Annotated in this window: 9 protein-coding genes; 8 read left to right on the forward strand and 1 reads right to left on the reverse strand. The window is 52.7% G+C overall.

Translation table 11 applies throughout. The features are described 5' to 3' along the window. Positions 1 to 142: 142 nt before the first annotated feature. From ATY02_RS21295 to ATY02_RS21310, 4 genes are all read left to right on the forward strand, one after another. Positions 143 to 1516 carry an IS1182 family transposase gene (locus tag ATY02_RS21295; protein ID WP_068580348.1) on the forward strand — a complete coding sequence of 458 codons (1374 nt, stop codon included), beginning with the start codon at positions 143 to 145 and terminating at the stop codon, positions 1514 to 1516. A gap of 554 nt (positions 1517 to 2070) precedes the next feature. Beyond that, positions 2071 to 3906 carry a VPA1262 family N-terminal domain-containing protein gene (locus ATY02_RS21300; RefSeq protein ID WP_068580346.1) on the forward strand — a complete coding sequence of 612 codons (1836 nt, stop codon included), beginning with the start codon at positions 2071 to 2073 and terminating at the stop codon, positions 3904 to 3906. Next, positions 3899 to 4540 carry a hypothetical protein gene (locus ATY02_RS21305; RefSeq protein WP_083235690.1) on the forward strand — a complete coding sequence of 214 codons (642 nt, stop codon included), beginning with the start codon at positions 3899 to 3901 and terminating at the stop codon, positions 4538 to 4540. Before ATY02_RS21300 ends, ATY02_RS21305 begins: the two co-directional genes overlap by 8 nt. 2 nt (positions 4541 to 4542) lie before the next feature. After that, the gene (locus ATY02_RS21310; protein ID WP_206600613.1) at positions 4543 to 5880 is read left to right on the forward strand and encodes a hypothetical protein; all 1338 of its coding nucleotides are present in this window, start codon (positions 4543 to 4545) and stop codon (positions 5878 to 5880) included. 128 nt (positions 5881 to 6008) lie between these two features. On the opposite strand, the gene ATY02_RS21315 is transcribed toward ATY02_RS21310, so the two are convergent. Continuing rightward, positions 6009 to 6986 (reverse strand): IS5 family transposase, encoded by a 978-nt coding sequence (locus ATY02_RS21315; protein WP_033902000.1) that lies wholly within the window; start codon positions 6984 to 6986, stop codon positions 6009 to 6011. A gap of 201 nt (positions 6987 to 7187) precedes the next feature. Between ATY02_RS21315 and ATY02_RS21320 the strand changes: the two genes are divergently transcribed. The 4 genes from ATY02_RS21320 (at position 7188) to ATY02_RS21335 (ending at position 14580) form a co-directional block, all read left to right on the forward strand. Continuing rightward, on the forward strand, positions 7188 to 7646 hold the full coding sequence (locus tag ATY02_RS21320) for a hypothetical protein (RefSeq protein WP_206600612.1): 459 nt from the start codon (positions 7188 to 7190) through the stop codon (positions 7644 to 7646). A gap of 1384 nt (positions 7647 to 9030) precedes the next feature. Further along, positions 9031 to 11454, forward strand: a complete 2424-nt coding sequence (locus tag ATY02_RS21325; protein WP_068580342.1) for a TerB N-terminal domain-containing protein — start codon at positions 9031 to 9033, stop codon at positions 11452 to 11454. Beyond that, positions 11451 to 12746, forward strand: coding sequence for an ATP-binding protein (locus ATY02_RS21330; protein WP_068580340.1), 1296 nt, complete (start codon positions 11451 to 11453; stop codon positions 12744 to 12746). The genes ATY02_RS21325 and ATY02_RS21330 overlap by 4 nt, the downstream gene beginning before the upstream one ends. Further along, positions 12721 to 14580: a DEAD/DEAH box helicase gene (locus ATY02_RS21335; RefSeq protein WP_228022211.1), complete on the forward strand. Its 1860-nt coding sequence runs from the start codon at positions 12721 to 12723 to the stop codon at positions 14578 to 14580. The genes ATY02_RS21330 and ATY02_RS21335 overlap by 26 nt, the downstream gene beginning before the upstream one ends. Positions 14581 to 14668 lie beyond the last annotated feature (88 nt).

Genomic DNA, 14668 nt, shown 5'->3' on the forward strand with positions numbered 1-14668 from the left:
CGTATGACATCGCCGAGCGCGCTATTTGGCTCGATTTCTGCCCATCATGACCGGCAGAAATCGGCCGGTTCTGTTGAAAAAGTAGCTCCCCTATCTGGCCTGCGGCAAAATATCTGCATTGGCCAGCAGGGAAGCACGCAGCATGATGGGACAGTTATCGAGTGGGCAGGATCGGCTGTTTTACTCGTTCAACCTTGAAGATCACATTCCAGCCAATCACCTTCTGCGCAGCATTGATCGGTGTCTCGATCTGAGCGACCTGCGCCATTACCTCGCCGATTTCTATAGCCCGATCGGGCGTCCGTCGATTGATCCTGAACTGATGATCCGCATGCTGATCGTGGGCTATTGCTACCGCATTCGCTCAGAGCGGCGGTTGTGCGAAGAGGCCCATTTGAACCTGGCGTATCGCTGGTTCTGCCGGTTAAGCCTTGAAGATGAAGTGCCCAACCACTCGACCTTTTCCAAAAATAGACACGGCCGTTTTCGGGACAGCGATCTGTTTCGCTGGCTGTTCAATGAAGTGCTGCGTCGCTGCATGGACGCAGGCTTGGTCAAAGGTGAAGGCTTTGCCGTGGACGCCAGCATCATCAAAGCGGATGCCAGCCGGCAGCGCGGTGTACCGGGTGATGAACAGGTCAACTGGAGCGATCCGGCCCTGAGCACCCGCGCCGTGCGTGAGTATCTTGAGGCACTCGATGAAGAGGCTCTGGCCGAAACGCTACCAAAGCGCCTATCGCTGACTGATACTCAAGCCCGCTGGACCGCTGCTCCCGGCGGCCCAGCTTTCTACGCTTACTCTACGAATTATCTCATCGATACCGAGCACGGCGTGATCATGGATGTGGAACCCACGCCGGCTCATCGAACCGCAGAAGTCGAGAGCACCAAGACGATGATTGATCGGGTCGAAGCGCAGTTCGACATCAAGCCAGAGCGCCTCATTGGCGACACCGCTTACGGCACAGCGCCGATGCTGGCCTGGATGGTGGAGGAAAAAGACATCGAACCGCATGTGCCGGTGTGGGACAAAACTGAGCGCAAGAACGACAGCTTTTCGAGTAACGATTTCCACTGGAATGAAGAGGCTGAGGAATACCGCTGCCCAGCCGGCAACGTATTACGCAGCGAATGGCGAGCCTTCAAGAACGAGCGTTCGCACGTCACAAAAGCCAACACCATCATCTTCCGATCCAGACAGACCGACTGCGCGACATGTCCGATGAAAGCCAAGTGCTGCCCGAACACTGCGTTCCGAAAGATCGCTCGCAGCGTCCATGAAGCCGCTCGTGATGTGGCTCGACGCATCGCGGCGACGCCGGAGGACGTGCGCTCTCGCCACGAACGTAAGAAGGTCGAAATGTTGTTTGCCCACCTCAAGCGCATCCTGAAACTGGATCGCTTGCGACTACGTGGCATGAGTGGCGCGTCCGATGAGTTCACGCTGGCGGCCGCGGTACAGAACCTGCGACGTCTGGCCAAACTTGCATCTCAAGGGCCACCTTCTACGGGATAGGTGCGCCTGCACGAAGCAAAAAACCTCAAACTAACCCATTAACAGAGCAGCAAAGGTCAACGAAGGGCCGAGAAACCACTCAATGTAGTGATTAGGTTCTCCGGTGGTGGTCGTGCCTGAGCTCAGGTGAGCTGAAAATCCGACTTTTTCAACAGAATCGGCCAGAAGCGGCCATTCGCTCACAACCGTTTTCTGACCGGTCAGCGCCTGCCTCCCTTTGATCGAGGGCTACACATCATCCCGACTATGGACGCGAGAATGGCACATTGCTAGTCTGCGGGGTCGTAGGCACTGCCAGTTGGACAGATGCCTTCAGAACAAGCTACCTCAGCCAGGAAGGTGCGTGTTGATGCCGGAATGCAGCGCCCTGCGCTACCGATATATAGGGTCAGTCATTACAGGAGACAGCCAAGTCCAGATCTTCCCTTCCGGCTACGCCTCCGCATTCCTCCGTGCCGCTACATAACGGACACTCATGCAGCCGGCAGAATGACCTTCGCGGTGGCACTCCACTGAACTCTTAACTCAGGCCTTCTACCGATACCGAGCCCTACATGGAAAGTGAAAGCAGTAACCCCTACAGCAAATTGATTGAAGGCTTCGAACATGCCGTCGTGCATGTCGCTGTGGTTGTACCACCATCTTCGAAGCCTTCTACATCTGACGCCCCGTCTACATCTGAACGACCTCCTCTGAGTTTGCTGTTCGCATCGGTCTGGTTCCTGGCGTCAGGAAGGCAACTCCCTTCGAGACCTCTCAAGCCCTACTTCAAAAAATTCAAGGAAGAAGGCGCTATTGCGGTCGACCGTATCGTCATGACCGCGGAAGAGGCCGTCCGATGGTACCGAAGCGCATCGGAAGAACTTCATACACCTAGGCCCCTACATGGTTTCCGGGAGGGCTCCGACGACGTCCCCCTCTCCGCTGGCAGACTAAGCGACTTCCCAAGGTGGCCTGTACTGGGCGTGCCAATGGAAAGTGACGACATCACACTTAAATCTGAACGTTCTTCCATCCCCTTCCGTAACCTCGGCATCATGAGGTACTCACGTCGAATTTCAGACAGCCAAGAATGGCCGAGCTTCCTTGACCAAGAGGGACAAAGCAAACATTGTCAGGAAGCTTTCCAATTCCTAGAGCACCACATGCATGTCGATTTTAGGGAGTACCCTGAATATCTGGGTGGGATAGCACTCGCCGTGCCTGACTGCGATGTCCTTTCAGTCCGACAATTCGTTGATCCTAAAGCGGACAGCTCTGAATCGTTGTACTTCCACTTGAAGCCCCACCCAGGCAGGAAGCTTCAAGGTCTAAGCTTGACCTCGATGGAAGGCCAGGAAGGGGTACTCACCTCCTTTGATACAGTTCCGGTACCGGAGGATGGGTTGGTTGAAATTAAAAGGCCATCCTCTATCCACGTCTCTGGGCTAGTTCTGACACACAAGGAGCGCGGGGTGTTGATGCAAACGCCCATGCGACAGTTCATGCGGCAAATGAACATGACGACAGAGGTGGTCGAGCGACGCGTCAAGGTTCAAGCCCCTGAAACAGATAAAAAGAAGAGCCCAGTCAATGAGTACTTTGCCGAAAAGAAAACGTTGGCATCCTCTCGAACATTTGGTGAGGCACCAAACACAACAGACGCCTTTCAGCGTTTGCTGGACGCAAAAAGCGAACGACTGCTCAATCACAGCGCCCAGCTATATGATCAGACCTGGTTTACGACTGACCAACGCAAAGAAGCACTCGAACACATCAGGGAAAAGCTTAAACACGCTCGCTCCACTATTTTCATCGCAGATCCCTACTTCAGCGCAAATCAAATCCCCCAATACCTGTTTGCCATTGAGCGAGATGAGATCAAGATACAAATCCTGACCTCAAATAGCGCCTTCAAGAAGATCAAGGAAGCAGAAGCTGGCACTGAGGCCGAGACTAGTGAGGGCTCCCTGGACACTCACCAGACATTGCTCCAAAACCTGAATATATTCCATGCCAGTCACAAAAACAGCATTGAAGTGAAAGTAGCGAATACAGAAAGCAGTCTGTTCCATGATCGATTCCTCGCCGTCGATGGTCGTGTGTGGATGCTCGGCAGCTCGCTGAACTCTATCGGCATACGGCCAACGCTTATAATGCGCATACCGCATGGTGAAAAAATCCTCACCCATCTTATGGGCCTCTACAACAACGCCGTTCCTCTGGAGGATTTCAAAGTTCCGCGAGAAGCACCCAAAAAGCCATGTGTGCATTGCGGGCGTGACATGGTAGACACGAAAGAAGCGCAGTTACCAAAAGCGGAGGGTGGGGTTCAGGAGCAGGGTGTGCCGAACGGACAAGGGACGCATGACGTGGAGATGCAGGACGCACCGGACGATACTAATGGCTAAGTTTTCGTCCCAGATTAGTGTCAGTACGACCGCGACGGCGGTAGAGATAAATTTTACTCCGCAGCTACTCATACCTTGCGAGGCGCCCTACCGGGACGAATCACGCCATCATTTTCCATGTATTCATGCCATAAAGGCTCGTCGTGCAGCTCCGGATGTACGGTTAGTCGAAGAATTTGAAAAGGCGATTAGTACTGCACAACAGGTCTGGATAATTGACAAGCATTTATTTTCTGCGGATGGCCCAAAACCCGACCATAGCCGAAGAATTAAAAAAGTCGTGGACTGGTTTTACACAGAAAATATTCAAACGGTAAAAATATTAACTGGTCATCATGATTCACAGAAAGAAATAGAGAAAGATTTTGAGGACTTAAAGCAGCTCGTAACAGAAGACCGAGCCAAACTCGCCCCACCCATCACAATAGCGCTCTCATTTGCCCTCAGAGACGCCGATTGCATTCACGATCGCTTTGCTATCATCGATAACGAATTATGGCATTTTGGCGCAACTGTAGGCGGTTTTCACAGGGACGTAAATGCTGTGAGTAGAGGCTGGAATGCTCAGACTCATGATGCAGTGCAGTTTTTTGATACAGCTTGGAAGATGGCCAACGACAACGGGAGAAAATAGTCATGAACAAAGAATGGCAATTACCGCCCGCTTATGAATCGGACATGCACAAATCATCCACAATCGTCGAGTCGGTGATTGGAGACTTTGCAGAAGGTCGCTTCGCACCTGCCGAGGCATTGGTCACATCAGTGACAGAGTACTTCTGCATCCAAGAAGATGCCAAGAATGCTCTTAGGAGGTTCACCACCCAACTAGGCGGTTCGAACGAGGACTTCGATGCGTCAGACGATCCGAGAATTCAGGCAGCCTTGACGATCGGAATTGTGGCGGCCTGGGCCTCTTCTGAAACCGAAAACCGATATACAGCCTTCAGGGCTCTCGTCCGAAACTCATGGTGGGTTGAGAATTTTTGGACGAAAGCAGCACTGGTTGTAGTTCAGAAAAATGATAGCTTCAAAGAAGCACTCTTAAATTTAGCCGAACAACATTTCGTCGACGCTGAAAAAAAGCTGCTTGAGGAACATGGAGTTGATCCATCCCATCCAACCACCCTCGATGAAATTTGGCACGGACATACTAGGGAAAGTCGGGTTGATGAATCCAGTTGGCCGTGGATTGAATTACTAGCAAAGCTTGATCCCGACAAACTGTTCAAATGGATGAGTTCTACACAAAGCTTACACTTGATCAACCGAGTGCTCGGCAGTCCAGAGTTTTACCGTAACTACGATCTGTGGGAGCAGTTCACACTCGCGTCTGCCCCGAGTTTCGAAAGCGATGGCTCATGGAATGGTGCCCTATTGCTTCCCAGCTTGCTCAGGCACGGAAGTGCAAAAATCATTCACATTGCCGATGGCCATGAATATGCTCCCTCTGTGCTAGAGCCGCACGTCAGATCACTGCTCGCCCGTTTCGTAGATACTGTCGCGAAAAGATCCGATTTCGAGGGTCTGTTCAAGCGTTGGGGCACATGGCTTACTCGCCAACACCTTAACTTCCCTGATAACAACTCGGATCGAAAACGACTTCTGAGTAGCCAAGATATTTTATGGGCATTAGCCGATAAAATCCCACTCCCCTGTTCCCCAACCGTTTCTGACCAATTAGATTTTTCTTGGGAGCCATGGGTTTACCAATCCATGCTAGCACTTTTACATTCGAACTACCCTGACAAGTTTCCGACACCTGACGTCAGCGCCTTCATCGAAGAATGGAACTTGACGCCTACCGAGTGGAACTCCTCGAAAGGTAAGTCGCTTCGAAGCCATGTTAGTGAATATCACGCTACTAAGCCCAATAACTATGCTTGCCGGGTACTCGGGTATTCTGTCGCATTGAGCGATGATTTCACCAGTCACTGGCTAAGCATGTGGAAATCTAGGGAAGGTCTGAAGTAAGCAGCCGTTTTTAACGGCCTCGCTGTCTGAGGTTCAAAAAACACCGACTTAATCGAAAATCAGACCTTTCCTCCTGTCAGTTCACTGTTTTTTGCGGAATAGCACCTTTTCAGGGCTCATTGTCCACATCACAGGCGCACCTCGCCTGCATTCAACAGTCGTTTTCGCATCATCCACAGGTTCGATAAGGCAAACAGTGTGGTCTGCTGCGCGGTGTTTTTCACCAAGCCTCGGAAGCGGACTTTCGTATAACCAAACTGGCGCTTGATCACCCTGAATGGATGCTCAACCTTGGCCCGGACTTGAGCTTTCGCGTATTCGATTTTGCGGCGCATGCGACCGATCAGGCTCTTTTTTGCATGCTTCTTATAGCTGCTGGGGCGCGCTGCGATCGACCAGATCATCTGGCGATGTTGATGCTCCGCACGCTTCTCCACGCCGGTGTAACCGGCATCGCCAGAGACGTAAGTTTCCTCGCCATGCAGCAACTGATCGACCTGAGTCACGTCCGCCACATTCGCCGCCGTGCCCACCACGCTATGTACCAGACCGGATTCAACATCGACACCGATGTGCGATTTCATCCCGAAATAGTACTGATTTCCTTTCTTTGTCTGGTGCATTTCGGGGTCGCGTTTACCGTCCTTGTTCTTGGTCGAACTGGGCGCATGAATGATCGTCGCATCGACCACAGTTCCCTGACGCAGCAGCAAACCTCGGTCGCCCAAATAGCCGTTGATGACCTGCAAAATCCCACCGGCCAGCTCATGTTTTTCCAACAGCCGGCGGAAGTTGAGGATCGTGGTTTCATCCGGAATCCGATCCAAATGCAGCCCGGCAAACTGGCGCAGAATCGTGGTTTCGTAGAGGGACTCTTCCATCGCCGGATCGCTGTAGCCGAACCAGTTTTGCATCAGATGAACCCGCAGCATGGCCATCAACGGATACGCCGGACGACCGCCTTCACCCTTCGGATAATGCGGCTCGATCAACGCAATCAGGCCTTTCCAGGGCACGACCTGATCCATCTCAATCAGGAAACGCTCACGGCGGGTCTGCTTACGTTTGCCTGCGTACTCGGCATCAGCGAAAGACATTTGCTTCATCGGGGCTCAACCGTTCAGTTCGTGGGACAGCCGTATCTCACCAGATTTGGAAGTCTTTTTCAGAGTTTCCCTAGCGTTGCTCTTAGAGAAATTCTCGAATTCCGCCCCATTTATAAAATTTCCAAAGAATGGCAACCTTCTGATGCTTCAGGGCTGATGCGCACATTGGTCGACGTAGGCCTGGGGATTCTGGACTGTACTGTGAACGCCGAGGAAACGCTAAATCCAGAACTACTCAAGCAATCCGCCGCGCTCTATCAAGCACTGTGGGAGGCTACCAATGAGATGTTGAGCATTGACTTCTACGGTGACGACTTCTGGCCGATCATGCAGCAACACCTAGTCATTCGCCGGCTACGGTGGACAGCCGAAGCAAGGAACGCGAATGACGACCATTACAGCACCAGGCTGGATCAGGCCGCCTACCCAACGTCACGGGAAGCATTGGCCTTGGTCTCCAGCAACCCGTGTTCATTCATAACCCTGCTGCCTCTGCTTGTGCAAAATCAAATTCCCAAGCAAGCCTTGAAGGAATTGATCAACCAGGCCGAGATTGACTTGACCTCTCTCGCTTCGAGCGCAGCCAGATTTCAGAGCGGGCCTGAGAGGAAATTCAAGATCCACCCCCATCACGTCAGCTTGATTGAAGAACTGGCTTAGATCAGGGATCGATGTCGAGGTTAGGGCCCGTTTAGGACTTTGCGGGCCTATGCCCCTAACAGGCAGTAGCGAATTTTCTTGTCACATAACGGCCTTGCGACACCATCAACACCTTCTACTTCCCTCGGTTCCCTATCAACTGGAGCATGGCAAATGTCTCTTAGAGCGAGCGGAGGCAATCCGCATTTCCTCTATCATGCAACCCGTCAGAAATGAGAGTGCATACAATCCACTTTTCTGCGCTGCCTCCAGCTTATACATGAATTCAAGGTATCACCGACGACATGGTGGCCATCGCACGTGGCCGAGCAATACGCAGCTTTCGTCGCGGGGCGAACTGTCGTTGCTTATAGCGCCTCCTTTGATCGGCGCCTGCCCACCATCGCCACGGACTAACCGCTCCGGAGCTGACCACCGCCTGCGCAATGCTGCTGTATATGGATTGGTGAATGGTTAAAAGGGCTGGCAATGGCGCTGGATCAAGCTTATCGAGGCCGCTATCTAATGCGGGGGGCTGGAGGTCGGCTCCCACTGCGCCCTGAGCAATGCTCGAATGACCCTGGACGTGCTGTGCTACCTGCAACGTCGCACAAATGGATGTAAATCAACAACCTGGCCTGCCGGTAGATCATCAGTAGATACTGCCAAAGCTAATTCAATTTTTCACATAGCTAAAATCAAGCATCTCATGTCTATTGAAAGTATCAGCCAGTACCAATAAGATGATTCTGCAACAACCAAATCAATACTAACATCAAGGAGAGATCTTATGGCACTTAAACCAGGCCCAAAGCCAATTGCTAAATCAACCGGCGAAGTTGATAAGCGTCGTCGTGACAATAAAGACACGCAGGGAAACAATCCCGACTTGAAACCTAGCAAGTCCTCAAAGAAATAGGTTGTCACTGGCAGAAGCTACTTTAATGGTAGCTTTTGTCATTGAGGCTTGTAGGGAATGAAGGCATAGTCGGTAATTTCGATTTATCTGACGATCATTATCCGCTCTACGAGCACTATAACAACATATCGGACACCATCATTGCGGCATAGCTTGAGAGTTTAATTCTCTTGGTTTTTCTAGATATCCTCCAAGCTTGCCGTGTACAGTTTTTTTAATTCTACCGATGACTGAACTTCCCTTGTTTCGCGAAAAAACTGAGTGACCGCTTTTGGCTGATAGCTGCCCACAATTAATCGCAGCTATCAGCAATGGAGGGGGATGATCTGCGCGCGTCATGCTGAAAAGCTACTTCTGATGATTGTAGCTATTCGTGCGCGAGCAAAATTTTCCGATCAATAGCGTTCCTCAGCCCATGGTTCTCGTAGGGCAATTATCGGATACTGCCATTGCGCCAGCACCCATATTTCAAGGTTGAAACGACTCATGGCAAGGAAGAAGGCAAAAAATTCTACAAGTAACGGCATCCTGATCATTTTCGCTCTGGCCTTCGGCGCAGTCGCATCGATCCCGAAAAATGCTTGGATCGCCATTGGTGTTATTGCTTGCATTGCCGCGGTTTTTTGGCTGCTGGTTCGTCGCTCAAGGCGACAGGCCGAGCAATTGTCAGTAGCCGTTTCGGAGACGGAACATCTGCGAGAGCATCAACGGTCAGGCATCACTTTCTCTATCCGTGAGGTTTCAGGGAGCAATATGGGCACAGAGGAAACCTCTGATTTTTACACTGTCCAACTCGGCTCAGCATCTTCAAAGTCCTTCAAAATTCCAAATGCGAGCACGCAAAAACCTGATGTTCGCTGGGTGCCAGCAGGTGAATCTGTCACCGTTTCCGGTTTTTCAATTCCCGGTGGCATGTTCTATATGGGCAGCGTGCTAGGTGGCCGGCACGATGCCGAAGAACCCTCACTGATAAACCCCAAGCTCCGTATCGCAAAGACACACGTCGATCTAGAAGAACGGCTGATGTCCTATTGGCCCAGTTTTCACTCCATCACGTCAGAGGCTCGCCGTGGATACCTTCAATGGCTGGAGGGCGGTCGTCGTTACCCACTGGCAGACACCGGCTACGTCTTTTTGTATTTCTATGGTCTAGAGCGTCGAGCACTCGTTGACGCAGTGAGTGACCCGGGCGTCAAGGCTGAGCTTCCTTTGATCGTAGAAGAAGTCCAGCGCCTATTGAGTATCTACGGGGAAAATAGGTCGTTCAGGGGATATGCGGAAGGTTTTCTGGATTACCTGAGCAACACCAAGATCGATCCAGACCTTTACCTTGGCTCACCTCCCAACGTTGTCGCGTATAGCTACGAGATGCCACTGCCACTGCGCGTAGGTCTGGGGCAATTCGCTTCCAACAAGCGCCCCCTTGATGCCGATTGGGCATTAGCCTGGGCGCTAGCTGACCCCAACATCAGCAAACGCACGCCCGTGACTCGCTGCAAGGATGTCTTTTCGAGACTGTTCAAGCTTAAGTACACAAGCGCCCATCCTAAGGGTCTTGTCCTGGCGCAGAACAAGACCAAACTTAAAACCAGCTATCGGCCGGCCTCCGCGGTCTTAATGGCCCCCACGCTTAGCTTGGGTGACCTTCCTGATGTCCTGGCCACGTCAGGTACACGAAAAAGCCTGCAGTTGCTGGTTGAGCTATGCACTACCGAGCTTGAACCCTACAGCCGATATTTGGGCCGCAACCCTGATAGCGCAGAAGCTCTCGAAGGTCTTTTGCAACTTCCCGTCGCTCTCTGGCCGACGGCAGCCCGTACAGAATTGGACGAGCTTCAATTCAGAATTGGCGACGACCTGATTGTCATGAGCTTTGGCGAACTCGCAGGCCGGTTCAAGAGCGCCGGCGCCCTGTCCCGCGACAAAGTACTTGCACTTGCCCGCGCGCTGGAATCGCTTCACATCGGTATTGAACCCGACGTACTGGCTGGCAGTAAGACACCGAAAGCAGAAGATCAAATCGCGCTGTTCGTGACTCAACCAGAAGACGGGTCACTGCGAGCTTCTGCAGCCTACAATGCTGCTTCGGTGACGCTCGACCTTGCTAGTGCTGTGGCTTCTGCCGATGGTGATACCTCCACTGAGGAAGTTACGCTTCTTGCTCAACACATCGACTCCTGGAATCACCTGAGTGTGGCCCATCGCAAACGCCTTAAAGCACACCTGCGAATCCAGATCCAGCAACCACCAACGCTGGCCAGCCTAAAGAAAAAACTCGACCCACTAACGGTCGAAGCCAAACGCACGATTGCCAGCTTCCTGGCCCATCTGGCGCAAGCAGATGGCATCGTCAGCCCATTGGAAGTCAAACTTCTTGAGCGCGTTTACAAGGCCCTGCAGCTGGACAGTCAGTTGCTGTACAGCGATCTCCACGGTGCTGCATCTGGAGCAAGTATTGCCTTCGTAAAACCAAAAGCCGGCATTCCTCGTTCCGAGCCTGGTACCCCGATCAACTCCACTGCAAATCAAGGGTTCGTGCTTGATCACGAGCGCATTGCAGAACTGCAACGAGAAACCGCAGAGGTCTCCGCCCTCCTTGCCAAAGTCTTCACTGATGACCAGGTTGACGAACCGGAACAGTTGATCGATGTGGCAGAATCAGTACAAGAATCGAGTGCAGACATTGATGGTCTCGATTTGGAACACTCTGCATTCCTTCGGTTGCTGATCTCACGCCCTGAGTGGAGCCGCTCCGAACTTGAAGCTGCCGCCAGCGACATGGAGCTGATGCTCGATGGTGCCCTGGAACAAATTAACGACATGGCTTTTGAACGTTTCGACATGCCCGTCACTGAGGGTGATGACCCTGTCGAGATCAATACAGACATTCTGGAAGAGTTAGCCCTATGAGCACTATCAGAGCCAAGGATCGCGATGCGGTCATCCAGTCGCTACGCGCAGGCGTCGTTCCTCGCGTGGGCCAACACCTGATTCAGGTTGGCCGGGTAGGCGAACTAGATGCACTGATTAAGGACGTCAATCGCCTGGTTGAAAGTGGATCGGCATTTCGAGTCGTCATTGGCGAGTACGGTGCGGGCAAGACGTTCTTTCTGAACCTGGTACGAGCCATTGCCATGGAGCGCAAGCTTGTCACCATGCATGCCGACTTGAACCCAGATCGCAGATTACATGCCACGGGTGGACAAGCACGTTCGCTTTACTCCGAGTTGGCTAAAAACATGTCGACTCGTACGAAGCCCGACGGAGGGGCTATGCAAGGCATTGTTGAGAAGTTCATCTCTCAGGCCAAAACCGAAGCCAAGGCGGCGGGTACGGACAGCGAGACTGTTATTCGTGCTCACTTGGCCGAGCTGACCGAGATGGTCAACGGGTATGATTTTGCGGAGGTGATTGCCGCCTATTGCCGAGGTTTCGAAGAAGGCAACGAGCAGCTCAAGGCCGACGCCATCCGTTGGTTGCGTGGAGAGTTCACCACTAAGACTGATGCCCGAGCAGCCTTGGGTGTACGAACCATCATTGATGATGCCTCCGTCTACGATCAGCTCAAGCTCCTGTCGAGATTCGTCAGACTTGCAGGTTTTGGCGGTCTGATGATCTGCCTCGACGAACTGGTCAACCTCTACAAACTGGCCAATACCCAAGCTCGTAATGCCAATTACGAACAGATCCTCCGTATTCTCAACGACTCTCTGCAGGGATCGTCCGAAGGGCTTGGTTTCGTTTTAGGTGGCACTCCTGAGTTTTTGATGGACACTCGTCGGGGGCTATTCAGCTACCCTGCCCTGCAATCTCGATTGGCCGAGAACTCGTTTGCAAAATCAGGATTGGTGGATCTGTCGGGGCCGGTCATTCGCCTGACCAGCCTGACCCCGGAAGACTTCTACGTGCTGCTTCAGAAACTTCGTCACGTATACGCTGGCGGGGATATCGAAAAATACTTACTACCTGACGAAGCGCTCCCCTTGTTCATGGCGCATTGTAATCAGCGCCTGGGAGAAGCTTACTTCCGCACGCCACGTACCACGATCACAGCGTTCATCAACCTGCTCGCCATCTTGGAGCAAAACCCGGGCGCCGATTGGCGAATGCTGCTTGGAGCCGTCGAGGTCGCCAGGGACTCAGGCGGCGAAGACGATACCAAAGTCGATGCGGACGATGAACTTGCCACCTTCACACTCTGAGTCATCGAGTTTCGATCAACTTGAGTCCCGAATCCAGAGATGGGTTTGGGCGGAAGGCTGGACTTCCTTGCGCGACGCCCAGGAATGGGCGGTACCTGTTCTGGTGGATGCCGATCAGGATGTCATCATCGCCGCAGCAACAGCGGCAGGCAAAACCGAGGCTGCTTTTCTTCCCATACTCACCAATTTGCTGAATCGTGATGATCCACCCGGTTCGGTGCTGTATATCAGCCCGCTCAAGGCCCTGATCAACGACCAGTGGGACAGGTTAAGCCGTCTTTGTGAGCAGCTTGAGATTCCCGTAGTGGCTTGGCACGGGGACATCTCCTCAAGCAAAAAACATCGCTTTTTGAAGTCCCCTGAGGGGGTGCTTCTGATCACTCCTGAATCCCTTGAAGCCCTGTTCGTCAACCGCGGTTCAAGTCTTGGCGGGGTGTTCCAGCACCTGCGTTATATCGTCGTGGATGAGCTGCATGCGTTCATCGGTAGCGAACGAGGCAAGCAACTTCAGTCGCTAATGCATCGGGTAGAACTTGTTGCCGGCCACCGTCTCCCTAGAGTCGGGCTCTCAGCCACCCTCGGCGATATGAAGATGGCGTCGGAGTTTTTGCGCCCGGGAAATGCCGATGGCGTTACCGTCATTGAATCAAAAAGCTCCAACCAGACTCTCCAGGTGCAAGTTCGTGGTTACATTCAGCCACCCATGAGCGAGCTCAAGAAGAAGCCCGTAAAGCTCTCTGACCAGGCGGAAAATGAAGACGAGACAGAGAACGAGGCAAGCCCAGACTTCGCGATCGCTGATCATCTTTACAAGGTGTTACGCGGCAGTAACAACCTGATTTTCCCAAACAGCCGGTCTCAGGTTGAATGGTACGCAGATCAACTGCGACGGCGCTGCGAGAAAGACGGCGTGCCTAACGAATTCTGGCCTCATCACGGTAGCCTTTCGAAGGACTTACGTGAGCAAGCAGAACATGCTCTCAAGGCAGGGACTCATGCAGCATCCGCGATTTGCACCACGACGCTTGAGCTCGGCATAGACATCGGCAGCATCAAAACAGTCGTGCAGATTGGTGCCCCACCATCGGTGGCGAGTCTGCGACAACGTCTAGGGCGATCGGGAAGGCGCCCAGGAGAAAAAGCAACGCTGCGCGTTTACTGCAAGGAATCGCCACTCAAAGATGGATCGAGCCTCTCGGATCAACTGCGCCAAGGCTTGGTTCAAACCATTGCCATGGTTCGACTGCTGGCCAAGGGGTGGTTTGAACCTCCCAGGGCTCAAGGCATTCACGCGTCCACCCTCGTTCAACAATGTCTTTCAGTGATTGCCCAGTGCGGCGGTGCATCTGCTGCAGATCTCTGGAAAAGTTTGATTGCTGAGGGAGCATTTCCAAAAGTTGAGAAACCAGACTTTGTGAAGTTGCTCAAGGCGCTCGGCGAGCACGAGCTCATTGTTCAGGACAGCTCAGGGTTGCTTCTTCCTGGGACGGTTGGAGAGCGATTGATCAACCACTATGAGTTCTACAGCGCATTCACCAGCGACGAAGAATTTCGCCTTGTATGCGATGGTAGGGCACTGGGATCTGTGCCGGTAAGCCGTCCACTGACCAAGGATCAGCGCATTATTTTCGGAGGCCGGAGGTGGCAGGTTCGTGATGTTGATCTCCAGGCCAAAGTCATCATCGTTTCAGCAGCACGCGGTGGCGCTCCTCCTCAGTTCGATGGTCTGGGGGCGATGGTGCATGACAACGTACGCCAAGAAATGCGAGCCGTCTTGGCAGACACAATCCCCTGCCCCTTTATTGATCAAGGGGCTCAAGAGTGTTGCCGCTGACCGAAAACTGACCCAGTAAAGGCTGTTCTGCCGACTGAAAACTGACCCAGGTGTTCAACTGCTTCTGCTCACTTTTCGAGCAGGAGAA

This window comes from Pseudomonas sp. BIOMIG1BAC, assembly GCF_001705995.2.
Classification (GTDB): domain Bacteria; phylum Pseudomonadota; class Gammaproteobacteria; order Pseudomonadales; family Pseudomonadaceae; genus Aquipseudomonas; species Aquipseudomonas sessilinigenes.